Raw genomic sequence first — 16,151 nt, 5'->3', positions numbered from 1 at the left:
AACGGTCACTTCTCGCCGGCGAAGGAGGCGAGCGAGGCGGTGACGGTGTCGAGCAGCTCGTTCCAGGACTGCTCGAACTTCTCCACGCCCTCGTCCTCCAGCACCTGGACCACGTCGTCGTAGTCCACGCCGGCGGCGGCGATGGCGTCCATCACGGCCTTGGCGTCGGCGTAGTTGGGGACGATGGTGCCGCCGGTGACCACACCGTGGTCGGCGGTGGCCTCCAGGGTGGCCTCGGGCATGGTGTTGACCGTGCCGGGGGCGACCAGCTCGGTGACGTACAGGGTGTCCGGCAGGGCCGGGTCCTTGACACCGGTGGAGGCCCACAGCGGGCGCTGCGGCTTGGCGCCGGCGGCCTCCAGCGAACGCCAGCGGGCGCTGCCGGCGGACTTGCCGTCGACCGAGCCGAAGACCTCCTCGTACGCCTGGTAGGCGAGGCGGGCGTTGGCCAGGGCGGCCTTGGAACGCAGGTCCCGGGCGTCGCCGCCGATCTTCTCCAGGCGCTTGTCGATCTCGGTGTCCACGCGGGAGACGAAGAAGGAGGCGACCGACTCGATCTGGGAGAGGTCCAGGCCCTTGGCCTTGGCGGCCTCCAGGCCGGTCAGGTAGGCGTCGATGACGGCCTTGTAGCGCTCCAGCGAGAAGATCAGCGTGACGTTGACGCTGATGCCCCGGCCGATCACCTCGGCGATCGCGGGCAGGCCGGCCTTGGTGGCGGGGATCTTGATGAAGACGTTCGGGCGGTCGACCAGCCACCACAGCTGCTTGGCCTCGGCCACGGTGGCCGCGGTCTCGTGCGCCAGGCGCGGGTCGACCTCGATGGACACCCGGCCGTCGCGGCCGTTGGAGGCGTCGTAGACCGGGCGCAGCACGTCGGCCGCGTCACGCACGTCCGAGGTGGTGATCATGCGGACGGCCTCGTCGGTGGTGACCTTGCGGACGGCGAGGTCGCGCAGCTGGCCGTCGTAGGAGTCGTCGCCGCCGCCGATGGCCTTCTGGAAGATGGTCGGGTTGGTGGTCACACCCACCACGTGCTTGTTCTGCACCAGCTCGGCGAGGTTGCCGGTGTTCAGCCGCTTGCGGCTGAGGTCGTCCAGCCAGATCGCCACGCCTTCGTCGCTGAGGCGCTTCAGTGCGTCAGTCATGGTGCTTCAGTCCTTTTTTCTTCTGCTTCGTGGGGTAGTCAGAGGGGGCCGGGCGCCCGCGTGCGGGCGGGCGCACGGCCCAAGGGGGCGTCAGCGGTTGACGGCCTCAAGGGAACGGAGGGCGTTGTGGGCCTCGGCCACCACGCGCTCGGCGGTCAGGCCGAACTCCTCGAAGAGCACCTTGTAGTCGGCGGAGGCGCCGAAGTGCTCCAGCGAGACGATCCGGCCGTGGTCGCCGACCAGCTCGCGCCAGCCCTGGCCGATGCCGGCCTCGACCGACACCCGGGCCTTGACCGACGGCGGCAGCACACTGTCACGGTAGGCCTGGTCCTGCTCCTGGAACCACTCGAAGGACGGCACCGAGACCACCCGGGTGGCGATGCCCTCGGCCTCCAGCACCTCGCGGGCCTTGACGGCCAGCTGGACCTCGGAGCCGGTGCCCAGCAGGATCACCTGCGGGTCGCCGCTGGAGGCCTCGGCCAGGATGTAGCCGCCCTTCGCGGTGCCCTCGGCGGAGCCGAAGACCTCGCGGTCGAAGGTCGGGACGTTCTGGCGGGTGAGCGCCAGGCCGACCGGGCCCGGGTGGGTGGTCTGGCGCTCGATCACGGTGCGCCAGGCGACGGCCGTCTCGTTGGCGTCGGCCGGGCGGACCATGGACAGGCCCGGGATGGCGCGCAGCGAGGCCATGTGCTCGACCGGCTGGTGGGTCGGGCCGTCCTCGCCGAGGCCGATCGAGTCGTGCGTCCAGACGTAGGTGACCGGCAGCTTCATCAGCGCGGCCAGGCGCACGGCCGGGCGCATGTAGTCGGCGAAGACCAGGAAGGTGCCGCCGTACACGCGGGTCTTGCCGTGCAGCGCGATGCCGTTCATGGTCGAGCCCATGGCGTGCTCGCGGATGCCGAAGTGGATCGTCCGGCCGTACGGGCTGGCGCTCTTCAGCGGGTTGCCCTCGGGGAGGAACGAGCTGTCCTCGTCGATCGTGGTGAGGTTGGACTCGGCGAGGTCGGCCGAGCCGCCCCACAGCTCCGGGATGACCGCGCCGAGCGCCTTGAGGGTCTCGCCGGAGGCCTTGCGGGTGGCGACGTCCTTGCCGGCCGGGAAGACCGGGACGGTCTTCTTCCAGCCCTCGGGCAGTTCGCCGGCCTGGATGCGGTCGAACTCGGCGGCGCGCTGCGGGTCGGCGGCGCGCCAGGCCTCCAGGGACTGCTCCCACTCGGCGTGGGCGGCCTTGCCGCGCTTGATGACCTCGCGGGCGTGCTCGATCACCTTGTCGGAGACCTCGAAGGTCTTCTCCGGGTCGAAGCCCAGGACCTTCTTGGTGGCGGCGATCTCGGCGGCGCCGAGCGCGGAGCCGTGCGCCTTGGCGGTGTTCTGGGCGTCCGGGGCCGGCCAGGCGATGATCGTGCGCATCGCGATGATCGACGGACGGGTGGTCTCGGCCTTGGCCGCGGCCAGCGCGTCGGCCAGGACGGCCACGTCGATGTCGCCGTTGGCCTTCGGGGCGACCCGCTGGACGTGCCAGCCGTACGCCTCGTAGCGCTTGAGGACGTCCTCGGAGAAGGCGGTCTCGGTGTCGCCCTCGATCGAGATGTGGTTGTCGTCGTACAGGGCGACCAGGTTGCCCAGCTTCTGGTGGCCGGCCAGCGAGGAGGCCTCGGCGGAGATGCCCTCCTCCAGGTCGCCGTCCGAGACGATGGCCCAGATGGTGTGGTCGAAGGGGGACTCGCCGGCGGCGGCGTCCGGGTCGAACAGGCCGCGCTCGTAGCGGGCGGCCATCGCCATGCCCACCGCGTTGGCGATGCCCTGGCCGAGCGGGCCGGTGGTGGTCTCCACGCCCGCGGTGTGGCCGTGCTCCGGGTGGCCCGGGGTGCGGCTGCCCGCGACGCGGAAGGCCTTGAGGTCGTCCAGCTCCAGGCCGTAGCCCGACAGGTACAGCTGGGTGTAGAGGGTCAGGCTCGTGTGCCCGGGGGACAGCACGAACCGGTCGCGGCCGACCCACGAGGGGTCGGTCGGGTCGTGGCGCAGGAAACGCTGGAAGATCAGGTACGCCGCGGGGGCCAGCGACATGGCCGTCCCGGGGTGTCCGTTGCCGACCTTCTGGACGGCGTCCATGGCCAGGACCCGCGCTGTGTCAACCGTGCGCTCATCCAGTTCGGACCACTCGAATGCGTTCGTCGGCGTCGTGCTCACCCTGTCTCAGGGCTCCTTCCGTTGTGAAGAGTGACCCCGTGAAAGGGGACCGGGTCGGCCACGGCGCTGTGGTCTCGACGCTGGGTGGTGCCGGTCACGGAGGGTAGATCCCGCTTCTGCGTGCGAGCCTACCGTCCGGCCCGGGGCTCACCCTCCGTGCTGGGACAACCAGGAAATCCGTATGGTGATTCCCACCAGGGCGGCCTGCCTGATTTTGTCCCAGACTCTCCTGTTTTACGGCACCCTGCCGCCCCGGTGGTCAGGACGGGTTGCGGCGGCGCGCCGGAACGGCTTCGTGGCTTCACCCAGTCGGTTCACCCGGGGGTGTGCCATCGGCCTCGCCGGGGGACCCCGGAGCCGGATGGGATATATGGAGCGTCTAAGGTGGCGTGGTACGCGCAGAGCGGACGATTTGGGACCCTTCGTTCCTGTGGACGCCTGCGAGGATTCATCTTCAGTTGGGGTGTTAGTGACCGCCGTCGAAACCCGTCCCGCCGGGGTCACCGGGGCGACTCCTGCGCACCGGCCCATCGGGGCCCGTGTCGGCGCCTTCGTCGCACTGACCAAGCCACGGATCATCGAACTGCTGCTGATGAGCACGGTGCCGGTGATGTTCCTCGCCCAACAGGGCGTCCCGAACATGCTGCTGGTGCTGAAGGTCGTGGTCGGCGGCTACCTCTCGGCGGGCGGCGCCAACGCCCTCAACATGTACATCGACCGCGACATCGACGCGGTGATGACCCGCACCGAGCGCCGGCCGATCGTCACCGGGATGGTGTCGCCGCGCGAGGCGCTGGTGTTCGGCATCGTCCTCGCGATCGTCTCGACCCTGCTGCTGGGCTTCGGCGTCAACTGGCTCTCCTCCGGACTGGCGCTCGGCGCGCTGCTGTTCTACGTGTTCGTCTACACGCTGGGGCTCAAGCGGCGCACCTCGCAGAACATCGTCTGGGGCGGCATCGCCGGCTGCATGCCGGTGCTGATCGGCTGGTCCTCCGTCACCAACTCGCTGTCCTGGGCGGCGGTCGCGCTGTTCCTGGTGGTGTTCTTCTGGACGCCGCCGCACACCTGGGTGCTCTCGATGAAGGTGCGCGAGGACTACGAGCGGGCCGGCGTGCCGATGCTGCCGGTGGTCAAGGGCAACGTCGCCGTCGGCAAGCAGGTCGTCGCCTACTCCTGGGTGATGGTGGCGACCTCGCTGGCAGTGTGGCCGCTGGGGCACATGAGCTGGCTGTACCCCGTCACCGCGGTGCTGCTCGGCGGGTTCTGGCTGCGCGAGGCGCACGCGCTGTACGGCCGGGCCAAGGCCGGGGTGGTGGGCGCGAAGCTGAAGGAGATGCGGCTGTTCCACTGGTCGATCACCTACCTGTCGCTGCTGTTCGTGGTGTGCGCGATCGACCCGTTCGTGAAGTAAGGCCTGTCCGACGTCGAAGAGCCCCGGTCCGGTGGACCGGGGCTCTTCGCGTTCTCACCGCGCCGGCAGCTCGGACGGGCCGACGTGGTCGTCCAGCCAGTCCCGGAGCGGCTGGGAGGCGCGCAGGAAGGCGGTGATCCGGGTGTGGGCGCCGCGGGTGCCGAGCCACTTCTCGGGCGCCCACTCCTGCCAGGCGACCAGGCCCTTGTGGCGCAGCAGCTCGATCCTCGGGTGGTCCTTGGGGAAGCCGCGCGGAGCGGTCTTGAGGGAGTCCCGGCCGTGCACCCGGGGGCCGTCCTGCTCCACCGCGGCAATCACCCGCTCCAGCTCGGCGCCGCTGACGTCCTCGGCGACGGCGGCGCGGTAGCGGTCCAACTGGTCGGGGGCGAGCTGGTACATCCCGTTGCCGCAGGCCAGGCCGTCGGCGGAGAGCTGGACGTAGCCGCCGGTCTCCAGGTGGGCGCCGATGTGTGTCTTGTACGGAGACTTGTCGGCGCTGAACCGGACGTCGCGGTTGGGGCGGAAGATCTTCCCGGGCCCGAACTCCGGCTCCAGCTCGGCGAGCAGCAGCTCCATCGGGGTCCGCACGTCGTCGTCGTACTGCTCCTTGTGGGCCTGCCAGAAGGTCTTGGAATTGTCGGCTTCGAGGTGCTCGTAGAAGTCGAGCGCCTCGGCCGGCCAGCCGGAGAAGGTCACGCCTCCAGTATGTGGCCCGGTGCACAGGGTGCTCCCGTCGCCAGCCCGACTACCGGTGGGTAGCATGCGGGCATGAGCAGCGCAGAGACCGCCACCGCCGCCGCGCCGGACGCCCGTACCGAGCGCCGCGCCAAGCGCATCGCCAAGCACCTCAGCAGCTTCGCCCGCCAACACGGAGGCGGCGCCGACGCGGTCGTCGAGTACGTCGGCGCCGTGGCCACCCGGATCGTGGTGGTCGGCGCGGACGGCGCCTGGGGCGACCAGGTGGCCCCGAGCTACGCCGTCGGCCGCCGCGCCGCCGAACTGGCCGGGCTGACCCTGCACGACGACTTCGAGGGCGAGCTGGCCCTCAAGGTGAAGACCGGCCCGTACGAGTGGAAGCGGATGGCCGGCATCCAGCTCGGCGGCTGATCACTTCGGCGCCCACGGCAACGGCCCGGTCCCCCTTCGAGGGGGGCCGGGCCGTTGCCGTCGTTGGCGGCCCGAGTTGATACGGCGATGGCGCGAGACTGCGTTGAGGAACTTCGATCGCTCGGGGTTTCGGCCCGGAAACAGAGGACGGTGTGACGGTGGCGGTTCGGCTGTTGGACGGCGAGCAGGCGGTCGAGCTGGAGGGCCGGTTGAAGGAGGTGTTCTCGGAGGCGTTCGCGGAAGCCCCCTACGGCGAGGGGCCGACCGATGTGGGGCGGGCGTTTCGCCGGTTCCGCCCGCAGGCGCGTCGGCGGGGGTTCCGGGCGGCCATCGCCTTCGACGGCGACACCGTTGTCGGGATGGCGTACGGCTACCCGCTGTCGGCGAACACCGGATGGTGGGACACCCTGATCGATCCCGTGCCCGAGGATCTCAGGTATGAGGACGGACAGCGCACGTTCGGTCTCTTCGAGCTGGCGGTCCGACCCCGGTGGCGCCGCCAGGGCGTCGCCACCCGCATGCATCGCGCCCTCATCGAAGGCATCGACAGCGCCCGGGTGATGCTGAACACCCGGCCGGAGGCGACTGCGGCCCAGGCGTCCTACCGAGCGTGGGGCTACAGGCGCGTCGGGTCGGCGATCCCGTGGGACGGCGCGGCTCGGCACGACGTGATGGTCCTCGATCCGATCCACCCGGTGGTGCGAGCGTGACGCCACTCCACTCGGTGTCCGTCGCGGGCGGGGGGACACGTCGCCGAGTGTCCGGAGCCATGACGGGCGGCGGTTGTTGTGACACGTCGAAGGCCCCCATCCGAGGATGGGGGCCTTCGACGATGCTCAGACGGTGGCAGCCTGTGGGGTCTGTGCGGGCAGCTGGTCGGGGGCCGCTTCTACCTCGCGTACGCGCAGGGCGAGGGGGATGCGGAGGGCGGCGATCCAGGTGAGGGTGGCGCCGAGCATGTGGAGGCCGACCATCAGCTCGGGGGCGTCGGTGAAGTACTGGATGAAGCCGAGGACGCCCTGGAGGAGCAGGACCGCCAGCAGTTCCCTGGTGCGGGCCTTCGCCGCCGGCGGGGCCTTGATGGCGGCGAAGACGAAGATCATCGCGATGGTCAGGCCGACCGAGACGAACGCGAGGTCGGCGTGGAACTGGGCCAGCCTGTCGTAGTCGATCGGGATCCGGGGGACGATCTTGTTGTCTTTCGGCGTGCCCGGGTGGTGGCCGGCGCCGGTGACCAGGGTGCCGGCTGCGACCAGCAGGCCGACGGCCAGGACCAGCACGTAGGAGAGCTGGTGGATCGGGCGGGCCACGGCGAGCTTCGGGGCTCCGTCGCCCTCCTTCGACCGCTCCCACATCAGCAGGGCAACCCAGACCAGCGCCATCGCGGCGATCATGTGCAGCGCGACGGTGTAGGGGTTCAGGCCGGTCAGCACGGTGATGCCGCCGAGCACGGCGTTGCTCATCACCAGCCAGAACTGCGCCCAGCCGAGCTTGGTCATGCTGTGCCGCCAGGGGCGGTGGCAGCGGGCGGCCAGGATGGCCCAGCCGACGGCGGCGCTCAGTACGTAGGTGAGCATCCGGTTGGTGAACTCGACGACGCCGTGGAAGCCCATCTCGGCGGTCGGGGTCAGGCTGTCGGCGGTGCAGCGGGGCCACGTCGTACAGCCGAGGCCGGAGGCGGTGAGGCGGACGGCGCCGCCGGTGACGACGATCACCACGCTCATCACCAGCGCGGCGAACGCAGCGCGCCGGACCATCACGGCGGACGGCTGCCAGCGGTCGGCGAGCAGGGAGAAGGGATTAGGCACGGGGCCAATCGTAGGCGGCCTTACAGGGGATCTTGGGGCGGGGCGCGAGCGTGACCCGGGCGCGGGGGTTACCCGGGGTCGGGTGGGTGCAAAACGGACTCTTCGGTCAAGGCGGTCATTGGTCTTGACCAATCACCTGCGAGGCCGAAAGAGTGCGGATTGGTCCATACCTTTTTTCGGACCTCTCCCACTCCTCCCGCACAAGCGGAGACCTGCACATGCGCATACCCACGTCCGCCGCCGCGCTCGCAGTCGGCGGCTCGCTCGCACTGGCCGGCCTGATCGCCCCCGCCGCCGCCCACGCCGCCGACCCCGGCCAGGAGTGCCGCAGCCTCGGGGTCGCCAACCTCTACGGCGAGTTCATCGAGGGCGACGACACCCACACCCCCGACGCCGAGGGCGCCGTCGCGGTGGGCGGCAACGCCGACTTCACCGGCGGCTTCTCGGTCGGCCAGGAGCTGACCCCCGCCGAGGTCGACGCCCTGCCCGGCAAGAACGCGCTGGTGGTCGCCGGCCGCATCACCGGCCACAACACCCAGGTGATGAAGGGCAGCGGCGTCTACGGCTCCAAGGCCGACGGCGCCGTCGTCCAGGCCCACCAGGGCGCCATCGCCCAGGGCGCCTCCCCGATCGACTTCAAGGCCGAGTTCGCCAAGCTGCGCGCCGCCTCCACCGCGCTGGCCGCCGCGCCGCAGACCGCCGGCGCCACCGTCCAGGCCGACGGCGCCAAGCTCACGTTCACCGGCGGCGACGCGAAGTACAACAGCTTCACCGTCGACGCCGCGAAGCTCCAGGGCGCCAAGGACGTCTTCCTCAAGGTGCCGGCCGGCTCCGTCACCGTGGTCACCGTGACCGGCGGCTCGTACGACATGGCGGCCGCCGGGACCACCGGCTTCCACCTGTGGGACGAGGCCAAGGCGTCCTTCGTCCTGGACGACAAGCTGCAGAGCGCGGCCGGCGGGGCGATCCGCGCCAAGCTGCTGTGGAACTTCCCCACCGCGACCAAGGTGGTCAAGAGCAGCAAGGCCGCCTGGGCCGGCACCGTGCTGGCGCCCAACGCCGCCTTCGACCTCGGCAGCGGCGGCCCGGTCAACGGCTCGGTCATCGCAGCCTCGCTGACCGGCAAGGGCGGCGCGGAGACGCACCACTACCCGTTCGCCGGCTGCCTGCCCGGTGTCGTCGTCCCGACGCCGTCCACTACACCCACCACGCCCACCGTGCCGCCGGTGGTGCCGAGCGGGACGCCGTCGGCCTCCACCACGCCCGGGACGCCCGGCACCTCGGCCACCCCCGGGACCTCGGCGAGCCCCTCGGCCACGCCCTCCGCCCCGGTGAGCGGCAAGCCGAGCGCGGGTGCCTCGGCCAGCCCGTCGGCCACCGCCTCGGCGGGTGTGCCGGCCGCCTCGGCCTCGGCCTCGGCGAGCCCGTCCGCCCAGGCGAACGCGGGCGGCAACCTCGCGCACACCGGCTCCGGGCCCGTCGTGCCGCTGGCGATCGCCGGCGCGGTGGTGCTCGCGGCCGGTGGCGCGATCGTGGTCGTCACCCGGCGTCGGGCGGCCAAGAAGGCCTGATGGTTTCGCCGGTCGACCGGTGCTGTGCCCTCGGTGATTGAACCTGATCACCGGGGGCGCACGTATTTCAGTCAGGTGACGAAGTTCATTCAAGTTTGCCGAATCCGCGTTCCGCGAGGTGGCAGCTGTGATGGGCTGGTCATACACATCAGACGACGGACCAACAGACGAAATTCGGTCGTACGGCGGGGTGTGGAGAGGTGCGGGAGTGCCGGTAGAGTCCCCCGGACAGTCGTAGCGGGCCACCGCGAAACCTTCAACACGCCTGCTGCGCAAGACCGTTCTGAGGGGAACAGCGTAAATGGCGCGACAGCAGCGGCACATGCGGATCGGCGCGGCGGCACTCGCCGGGACGGCGGCGGCCGGAATTCTCCTGCCTCTGGCGCTGGCAACCAACGCCTCGGCGCACGTGCCGAGTTGGTCGGTGACCTGCGACAAGATCGTGATCGATCTGATCAACTACAGCCCCAAGCCCGACGTGAAGAACACCGTCAGCCTCACCATCGACGGCGAGAAGGTCCTGGACACCAAGGCCTTCCCCGCGGAGTTCCACGGCACCTTCCCGGTGAAGGACCACACAGCCCCCGTCAAGGCGAACCTCGTGGTGAACACGACGGAGACCCCCAACGAAAAGGGCTGGAACATCAACGAGACCAAGACGATCGAGCCGTGCCACACGCCGACTCCGACGCCGACTCCCACCCCCACGCCCACCAAGACCCCGACCCCGACACCCACCCCGACGCCGTCGCAGACCACGACTCCGACGCCGACTCCCACGCCGACGCCCACCAAGACCCCGACCCCGTCGGCCTCGCCCACCGCGAGCAAGACCGCGACCCCGACCCCGACTGCGACCCCGGTCCCGACGCCCACCACCAGTGGTCCGGCGCTCGCCCAGACCGGTAGCAACGACGCCACCCCGATGATCGCGGCGGCCGGCGGCGGCGTGCTGCTGGTCGGTGGCGCGCTCGTCCTGCTGGCCCGCAAGCGTCGCGGCAGCCAGAGCTGACGTTCCGTCGGTGACGTGAGACCGCCCCCCGGCCGAAGCGGCCGGGGGGCGGTTCCCGTGTGGGGCGGCCTCCCGTGTGGGGCGGTTCCCGTGTGGGGCGGCCTCACACGCGGTGCGGCCTCATGCACGGGGCGGTTCACGTGCGGGGCCGGGGGCTACTCCCAGCGGAAGAAGCGGGCCGCGGCGGCCAGCCCGAGGACGGCCCAGCCGGCCAGGATGCCGAGGTCGGACCAGGGCACCCCGGCGCCGTGCTGGAGGACCGACCGCAGGCCGTCCGAGAGCGCCGAGATCGGCAGCAGCTCCAGCACCGACTGCACGGCCGAGGGGAACTTGCTCAGCGGCACGATCACCCCGCCGGCCAGCAGCAGCAGGATGAACACCAGGTTGGCGGCGGCCAGTGTGGCCTCCGCCTTGAGCGTGCCGGCCATCAGCAGGCCGAGGCCGGAGAAGGCCGCGGTGCCGAGCACCAGCAGCGCGACGACCGTCAGCGGGTTGCCCTGCGGGGACCAGCCGAGCGCCAGCGCGACCACCGACAGCAGCGCGACCTGCAGCGCTTCGGTGACCAGCACGCAGCCGGTCTTGGCGGTCAGCAGTGCCCAGCGCGGGAGCGGGCTGGCGCCGAGCCGCTTCAGCACGCCGTAGCGGCGCTCGAAGCCGGTGGCGATGGCCTGCCCGGTGAAGGCGGTGGACATCACGGCCAGCGCGAGCAGGCCGGGGGCCAGGAAGTCGACCCGTTTGCCGGGGCCGTCCACCGCGACGACGTCCACGGCCGAGAACAGCACCAGCAGCACGGTCGGGATGACCACGGTGAGCAGCAGCTGTTCGCCGTTGCGCAGCAGCATCCTGGTCTCGAAGGCGGTCTGGGCGAGCAGCATCCGGCCGACCGGGGCCGCGCCGGGCTTGGGGGAGTAGTCGGTGGTGGTACTCACGAGCGCAGGTCCCGTCCGGTCAGGTCGAGGAAGACGTCTTCGAGGCTTCGGCGCTGGACGGACAGCCGTTCGGGCAGGACTCCGGAGGCCGCGCACCAGCCGGTGACGGTGGCCACCAGCTGCGGGTCGACGGGTGCCTCGACGCGGTAGCTGCCGGGGGTGGTCTCGGTGGCGGTGGCGCCCTCGGGCAGTTCCTTCAGCAGCGGGCCGAGGTCGAGCCCGGGCGGGCCGTCGAAGCGCAGGGCGTTCTCGGCGCCGCCGCGGCACAGCTCCTCGGGGCTGCCGGTGGCGATCACCCGGCCGCGGTCGATGACGGCGACCTGGTCGGCGAGCTGTTCGGCCTCGTCCATGTGGTGGGTGGTGACGACCACGGTGACGCCGTCCCGGCGCAGGTCGCGGACCAGCTCCCAGGTGGCGCGTCGGGCCTGCGGGTCGAGTCCGGCGGTGGGCTCGTCCAGGAAGACCAGTTCGGGGCGGCCGACCACGGCCATGGCCAGGGCGAGCCGCTGCTGCTGGCCGCCGGACAGGCGCCGGTAGGCGGTGCGGCCGCAGGAGCCGAGGCCGAGCCGCTCGACCAGTGCGTCGACGTCCAGCGGGTGGGCGTGCAGCGCGGCGGTGTGACGCAGCATCTCGACGGCGCGCGCGCCCGCGTACACGCCGCCCGACTGGAGCATGACGCCGATCCGGGGGCGCAGCGCGGCGTTCTGGGCGACCGGGTCGAGGCCGAGGACGCGGACGGTGCCGGCGTCGGGCCGGCGGTAGCCCTCGCAGGTCTCGATGGTGGTGGTCTTGCCGGCGCCGTTGGGGCCGAGGACGGCGGTGATCGCGCCGCGTGCGATGGTGAGGTCGAGGCCGTCCACCGCGGGCTTGTCGCCGTAGTGCTTGACCAGCCCGGCGATCTTCACCGCGGGTTCGGAGTGCATACCGGCGAGTGTAAGAGGCCCCGACGCCGGGCCCGGACGGCGCCCTCGATGATCGTTTTCGCAGGTCAGGTAAGGCTTACCTGCGTGACAGATGACACGAGTGAGGCCTGCATCACGGCTTGTCCTGTCGGAAGTAATTACGCAACACTGGTGTTGTGAAAAACATGCGCGAGCACGCCACGCCCCAGGAGGCCGAGTCGGCCCCCGGGTGCGACGTGCCCGTGACGGCGGCCGAGGTGCTGCTGGAGGGCCACCGCGCCACCCGGGACCGGGTCGCCCGGTCGATCCTCGACCACGGCCCCTCCTCCGCCGCCGACCTGGCGAGCCGGCTCGGCCTCACCGCCGCCGCCGTCCGCCGCCACCTGGACGGGCTGGCCGCCGCCGGCCTGGTCGAGTCCCGCGAGCAGCGGGTCTACGGCAGCCGTGGCCGGGGCCGCCCGGCCAAGGTCTTCGCTCTCACCGACGGCGGCCGGGACGCCTTCTACCAGGCGTACGACCAGCTCGCCGCCGACGCGCTGCGCTGGATCTCCGACTCGGTCGGCGGCGGCAAGGCCGGCGAGGAGGCGGTCGCCGCCTTCGCCCGGGCCCGGTTCGGCAAGCAGGGCGAGAAGTACCTGGAGCTCCTGCGGCTGGCCGAGGCGGGGGAGCGCACCGAGGCGCTCGCCCAGGCGCTGAGCGCGGACGGGTACGCTGCCACGGTGCGGCGGGTCCCGCCGGCCGTGGCGAAGGCCCCGGCGGGCGCCCAGCTCTGCCAGCACCACTGCCCGGTCGCGCACATCGCCGAGCAGTTCCCGCAGCTCTGCGAGGCGGAGACCGAGGTCTTCTCGCAGCTGCTGGGCACCCATGTGCAACGGCTGGCCACCATCGCCCACGGCGACGGGGTCTGCACCACCTATGTGCCGGCACCCGGTGCCGCATCGTCGCCTGCCCGGCGTTCCGCGGGCCGCGGCTCCGATGCAGTGCCGACTGCCGGTACGTCCACCGAAGATTCAGCGTCCGCGCGTTAGGAAGCTCGCATGACTGACACCGTTTCGCACCCCGAGCTCGAGGGCCTGGGCACCTACGAGTACGGCTGGGCCGACCCGGACACCGCCGGTGCCGCGGCCAAGCGCGGGCTCAGCGAGGAGGTCGTCCGCGACATCTCCGCGAAGAAGAACGAGTCCGAGTGGATGCTGAACCTGCGTCTCAAGGGCCTGAAGCTGTTCGGCAAGAAGCCCATGCCGACCTGGGGCTCCGACCTCTCCGGCATCGACTTCGACAACATCAAGTACTTCGTCCGCTCCACCGAGAAGCAGGCCGAGTCCTGGGAGGACCTGCCCGCGGACATCAAGGCCACCTACGACAGGCTGGGCATCCCGGAGGCCGAGAAGCAGCGCCTGGTCGCCGGTGTCGCCGCCCAGTACGAGTCCGAGGTCGTCTACCACCAGATCCGTGAGGACCTGGAGGAGCAGGGCGTCCTGTTCCTGGACACCGACACCGCGCTGCGCGAGCACCCGGAGGTCTTCAAGGAGTACTTCGGCACCGTCATCCCGGCCGGCGACAACAAGTTCGCCGCGCTGAACACGGCGGTGTGGTCCGGCGGCTCGTTCATCTACGTGCCCAAGGGCGTCCACGTCGACATCCCGCTCCAGGCCTACTTCCGGATCAACACCGAGAACATGGGCCAGTTCGAGCGGACGCTGATCATCGTCGACGAGGACGCGTACGTCCACTACGTCGAGGGCTGCACCGCGCCGATCTACTCCTCCGACTCGCTGCACTCCGCGGTCGTGGAGATCATCGTCAAGAAGGGCGGCCGCTGCCGCTACACGACCATCCAGAACTGGTCGAACAACGTCTACAACCTGGTCACCAAGCGCGCCGTGGCGTACGAGGGCGCGACCATGGAGTGGGTCGACGGCAACATCGGCTCCAAGGTCACCATGAAGTACCCGGCCGTCTACCTGATGGGCGAGCACGCCAAGGGCGAGACCCTGTCGATCGCCTTCGCGGGCGAGGGCCAGCACCAGGACGCCGGCGCCAAGATGGTGCACATGGCGCCGAACACCTCCTCCAACATCGTCTCCAAGTCGGTGGCGCGCGGCGGCGGCCGGACCTCCTACCGCGGTCTGATCGAGATCGGCGAGGGCTCCAAGGGCGCCAAGTCCAACGTGCTGTGCGACGCGCTGCTGGTGGACACCATCTCCCGCTCGGACACCTACCCGTACGTGGACGTCCGCGAGGACGACGTGTCCATGGGCCACGAGGCGACGGTCTCCAAGGTCAGCGAGGACCAGCTGTTCTACCTGATGAGCCGGGGCATGACCGAGTTCGAGGCGATGGCGATGATCGTCCGCGGCTTCGTCGAGCCGATCGCGCGCGAGCTGCCGATGGAGTACGCGCTGGAGCTCAACCGGCTGATCGAGCTGCAGATGGAGGGCGCGGTCGGCTGACGTCCAGCCGCTGACCGCCCACCGACTTTTCGAGCTTTTCGAGGAAGAGAGCACTACGACAGCCATGGCTGACGTCAACACCACCACCGGCTCCACCACCGCCGGGTCGATCGAGGTCGGCACCGCCGGCGCCGGCGCCCAGCTCGCCGGCCCCGGCACCGGCCGCGCCACCGTCCAGCAGCCGATCGACGCCCGGGTCGCCGTCAAGCCCTCGTTCGAGGTCGGCGACTTCCCGGTGCCCACCGGCCGCGAGGAGGACTGGCGGTTCACCCCGATGCACCGCCTGGGCGGCCTGCACGACGGCACCGCCGCCGAGGCGGCCAAGGGCGAGGACAAGGTCGAGCTGAGCCTGCCGGACGGCGTCACCGCCGAGACCGTCGGCCGCGACGACGCCCGCCTGGGCAAGGCCGGCAAGCCCGTCGACCGGGTCGCCGCGCAGGCGTTCAGCGCCTTCGAGCAGGCGCTCGTCGTCACCGTCCCCCAGGACGCGGTGCTCACCGAGCCGGTCAAGATCGACGTGCACGGCGAGGGCGGCACCCGCTTCGCCCACGTGGTGGTCGACGTCAAGCCGTTCGCCGAGGCCGTCGTGGTGATCAACCACACCGGTACCGGCACCCGGGCCGCCAACGTCGAGCTGCTCGTCGGCGACGGCGCCAAGCTCACCTTCGTCTCCGTCCAGGACTGGGACCGCAACGCCGTCCACGTCGCCCAGCAGACCGCGCTGGTCGGCCGGGACGCCTCGCTGAAGTCCGTGGTCGTCACCTTCGGCGGCGACGTCGTCCGGATCCACCCGCGGGTCAACTACGCCGCGCCCGGCGGCGAGGCCGAGCTGTTCGGCCTCTACTTCGCCGACGCCGGCCAGCACCTGGAGCACCGTCTGGTCATCGACCACGACACCCCGCACTGCCGCTCCAACGTGGTCTACAAGGGCGCGCTGCAGGGCCAGGACGCCCACGCCGTCTGGGTCGGCGACGTGCTGATCCGCGCCGCCGCCGAGGGCACCGACACCTACGAGCTCAACCGCAACCTGGTGCTCACCGACGGCGCCCGGGTCGACTCGATCCCCAACCTGGAGATCGAGACCGGCGAGATCGTCGGCGCCGGCCACGCCTCCGCGACCGGCCGCTTCGACGACGAGCAGCTGTTCTACCTGCGGTCCCGCGGCATCCCGGCCGACGAGGCCCGCCGCCTGGTGGTCCGCGGCTTCTTCGCCGAACTCGTCCAGCAGATCGGCGTCGCCGAGATCCAGGACCAGCTGATGGAGAAGATCGAGGCCGAGCTGGAAGCGGCGGTCTGATCCAGATGACCTTCCTCCGTGCCTGCGCGCTGAGCGACCTCCAGGAGGACGTGCCCAAGCGCGTGGACCTCAACGGCGTGCCGGTCTCCGTCGTCCGCACCGACGAGGGGGTGTTCGCGATCAACGACACCTGCTCGCACGCGAACGTCTCGCTCTCCGAGGGCGAGGTCGAGGACTGCATGATCGAGTGCTGGCTGCACGGCTCCAGCTTCGACCTGCGCACCGGCAAGCCCTCCGGCCTGCCCGCCACCAAGCCGGTCGCTGTCTACCCCGTAAAGATCGAAGGGGACGATGTGCTCGTCTCCGTCAACCAGGAGTCCTGAGTA

Annotated in this window: 15 protein-coding genes; 9 read left to right on the top strand and 6 right to left on the bottom strand. The window is 70.9% G+C overall.

What is annotated here, in order from left to right:
* Positions 1-5 precede the first annotated feature (5 nt).
* Entirely contained in the window at positions 6-1,145 is a 1,140-nt protein-coding gene (tal, locus tag ACFVX9_RS07990; protein WP_063349514.1) for a transaldolase, read from the bottom strand.
* Positions 1,146-1,235: 90 nt separating this feature from the next.
* On the bottom strand, positions 1,236-3,335 hold the full coding sequence (gene tkt, locus ACFVX9_RS07985; protein ID WP_063349515.1) for a transketolase: 2,100 nt from the start codon (positions 3,333-3,335) through the stop codon (positions 1,236-1,238).
* Between the two features lie 463 nt (positions 3,336-3,798).
* On the opposite strand from tkt, the gene ACFVX9_RS07980 reads away from it, so the two are divergent.
* Complete coding sequence (locus ACFVX9_RS07980) at positions 3,799-4,746, top strand: heme o synthase (RefSeq protein WP_063349516.1); 948 nt, start codon at positions 3,799-3,801, stop codon at positions 4,744-4,746.
* A gap of 54 nt (positions 4,747-4,800) precedes the next feature.
* On the opposite strand, the gene ACFVX9_RS07975 is transcribed toward ACFVX9_RS07980, so the two are convergent.
* On the bottom strand, positions 4,801-5,442 hold the full coding sequence (locus ACFVX9_RS07975; protein WP_380375174.1) for a DUF2461 domain-containing protein: 642 nt from the start codon (positions 5,440-5,442) through the stop codon (positions 4,801-4,803).
* 72 nt (positions 5,443-5,514) lie between these two features.
* On the opposite strand from ACFVX9_RS07975, the gene ACFVX9_RS07970 reads away from it, so the two are divergent.
* Together ACFVX9_RS07970 and ACFVX9_RS07965 are read left to right on the top strand one after the other, a co-directional pair.
* Positions 5,515-5,853, top strand: coding sequence for a hypothetical protein (locus tag ACFVX9_RS07970; RefSeq protein ID WP_063349518.1), 339 nt, complete (start codon positions 5,515-5,517; stop codon positions 5,851-5,853).
* Between the two features lie 158 nt (positions 5,854-6,011).
* Positions 6,012-6,563: a GNAT family N-acetyltransferase gene (locus ACFVX9_RS07965; RefSeq protein ID WP_380375172.1), complete on the top strand. Its 552-nt coding sequence runs from the start codon at positions 6,012-6,014 to the stop codon at positions 6,561-6,563.
* A gap of 126 nt (positions 6,564-6,689) precedes the next feature.
* On the opposite strand, the gene ACFVX9_RS07960 is transcribed toward ACFVX9_RS07965, so the two are convergent.
* Positions 6,690-7,661 (bottom strand): heme A synthase, encoded by a 972-nt coding sequence (locus ACFVX9_RS07960; protein WP_380375170.1) that lies wholly within the window; start codon positions 7,659-7,661, stop codon positions 6,690-6,692.
* A 218-nt stretch (positions 7,662-7,879) separates the two neighbouring features.
* Between ACFVX9_RS07960 and ACFVX9_RS07955 the strand changes: the two genes are divergently transcribed.
* Positions 7,880-9,232, top strand: a complete 1,353-nt coding sequence (locus ACFVX9_RS07955; protein WP_380375168.1) for a choice-of-anchor A family protein — start codon at positions 7,880-7,882, stop codon at positions 9,230-9,232.
* Positions 9,233-9,533: 301 nt separating this feature from the next.
* Entirely contained in the window at positions 9,534-10,244 is a 711-nt protein-coding gene (locus ACFVX9_RS07950; RefSeq protein ID WP_380375166.1) for an LAETG motif-containing sortase-dependent surface protein, read from the top strand.
* Between the two features lie 155 nt (positions 10,245-10,399).
* Here the strand turns inward: ACFVX9_RS07950 and ACFVX9_RS07945 are convergent, their stop codons facing one another.
* Both ACFVX9_RS07945 and ACFVX9_RS07940 read right to left on the bottom strand, forming a co-directional pair.
* Positions 10,400-11,119, bottom strand: a complete 720-nt coding sequence (locus tag ACFVX9_RS07945) for an ABC transporter permease (protein WP_387980975.1) — start codon at positions 11,117-11,119, stop codon at positions 10,400-10,402.
* A 50-nt stretch (positions 11,120-11,169) separates the two neighbouring features.
* Positions 11,170-12,096 (bottom strand): ABC transporter ATP-binding protein, encoded by a 927-nt coding sequence (locus tag ACFVX9_RS07940; RefSeq protein ID WP_380481460.1) that lies wholly within the window; start codon positions 12,094-12,096, stop codon positions 11,170-11,172.
* A gap of 164 nt (positions 12,097-12,260) precedes the next feature.
* Between ACFVX9_RS07940 and ACFVX9_RS07935 the strand changes: the two genes are divergently transcribed.
* From ACFVX9_RS07935 to ACFVX9_RS07920, 4 genes are all read left to right on the top strand, one after another.
* Positions 12,261-13,103, top strand: coding sequence for a metalloregulator ArsR/SmtB family transcription factor (locus ACFVX9_RS07935; RefSeq protein ID WP_107452933.1), 843 nt, complete (start codon positions 12,261-12,263; stop codon positions 13,101-13,103).
* 9 nt (positions 13,104-13,112) lie between these two features.
* A complete protein-coding gene (gene sufB, locus ACFVX9_RS07930; RefSeq protein ID WP_363368925.1) occupies positions 13,113-14,528 on the top strand; it encodes a Fe-S cluster assembly protein SufB in 1,416 nt (471 codons plus the stop codon).
* 64 nt (positions 14,529-14,592) lie between these two features.
* The gene (gene sufD, locus ACFVX9_RS07925; protein ID WP_363368927.1) at positions 14,593-15,825 is read left to right on the top strand and encodes a Fe-S cluster assembly protein SufD; all 1,233 of its coding nucleotides are present in this window, start codon (positions 14,593-14,595) and stop codon (positions 15,823-15,825) included.
* A 5-nt stretch (positions 15,826-15,830) separates the two neighbouring features.
* Positions 15,831-16,148, top strand: coding sequence for a bifunctional 3-phenylpropionate/cinnamic acid dioxygenase ferredoxin subunit (locus ACFVX9_RS07920; protein ID WP_063349526.1), 318 nt, complete (start codon positions 15,831-15,833; stop codon positions 16,146-16,148).
* Positions 16,149-16,151 lie beyond the last annotated feature (3 nt).

It is taken from the genome of Kitasatospora sp. NPDC058243 (genome assembly GCF_042882025.1).
In the GTDB taxonomy this organism is placed as follows: Bacteria; Actinomycetota; Actinomycetes; order Streptomycetales; family Streptomycetaceae; genus Kitasatospora.
Note: the sequence above shows the minus strand (reverse complement) of the source record. Positions and strands in the feature narration are given on the sequence as shown.

Excerpts from the sequence above, each read along its gene's own strand:
- tal (WP_063349514.1), bottom strand. The coding sequence starts at position 1,145 with ATGACTGACGCACTGAAGCGCCTCAGCGACGAAGGCGTGGCGATCTGG.
- ACFVX9_RS07970 (WP_063349518.1), top strand. The coding sequence starts at position 5,515 with ATGAGCAGCGCAGAGACCGCCACCGCCGCCGCGCCGGACGCCCGTACC.
- ACFVX9_RS07955 (WP_380375168.1), top strand. The coding sequence starts at position 7,880 with ATGCGCATACCCACGTCCGCCGCCGCGCTCGCAGTCGGCGGCTCGCTC.
- ACFVX9_RS07950 (WP_380375166.1), top strand. The coding sequence starts at position 9,534 with ATGGCGCGACAGCAGCGGCACATGCGGATCGGCGCGGCGGCACTCGCC.
- ACFVX9_RS07945 (WP_387980975.1), bottom strand. The coding sequence starts at position 11,119 with ATGCTGCTCGCCCAGACCGCCTTCGAGACCAGGATGCTGCTGCGCAAC.
- ACFVX9_RS07940 (WP_380481460.1), bottom strand. The coding sequence starts at position 12,096 with ATGCACTCCGAACCCGCGGTGAAGATCGCCGGGCTGGTCAAGCACTAC.
- ACFVX9_RS07935 (WP_107452933.1), top strand. The coding sequence starts at position 12,261 with ATGCGCGAGCACGCCACGCCCCAGGAGGCCGAGTCGGCCCCCGGGTGC.
- sufB (WP_363368925.1), top strand. The coding sequence starts at position 13,113 with ATGACTGACACCGTTTCGCACCCCGAGCTCGAGGGCCTGGGCACCTAC.
- sufD (WP_363368927.1), top strand. The coding sequence starts at position 14,593 with ATGGCTGACGTCAACACCACCACCGGCTCCACCACCGCCGGGTCGATC.
- ACFVX9_RS07920 (WP_063349526.1), top strand. The coding sequence starts at position 15,831 with ATGACCTTCCTCCGTGCCTGCGCGCTGAGCGACCTCCAGGAGGACGTG.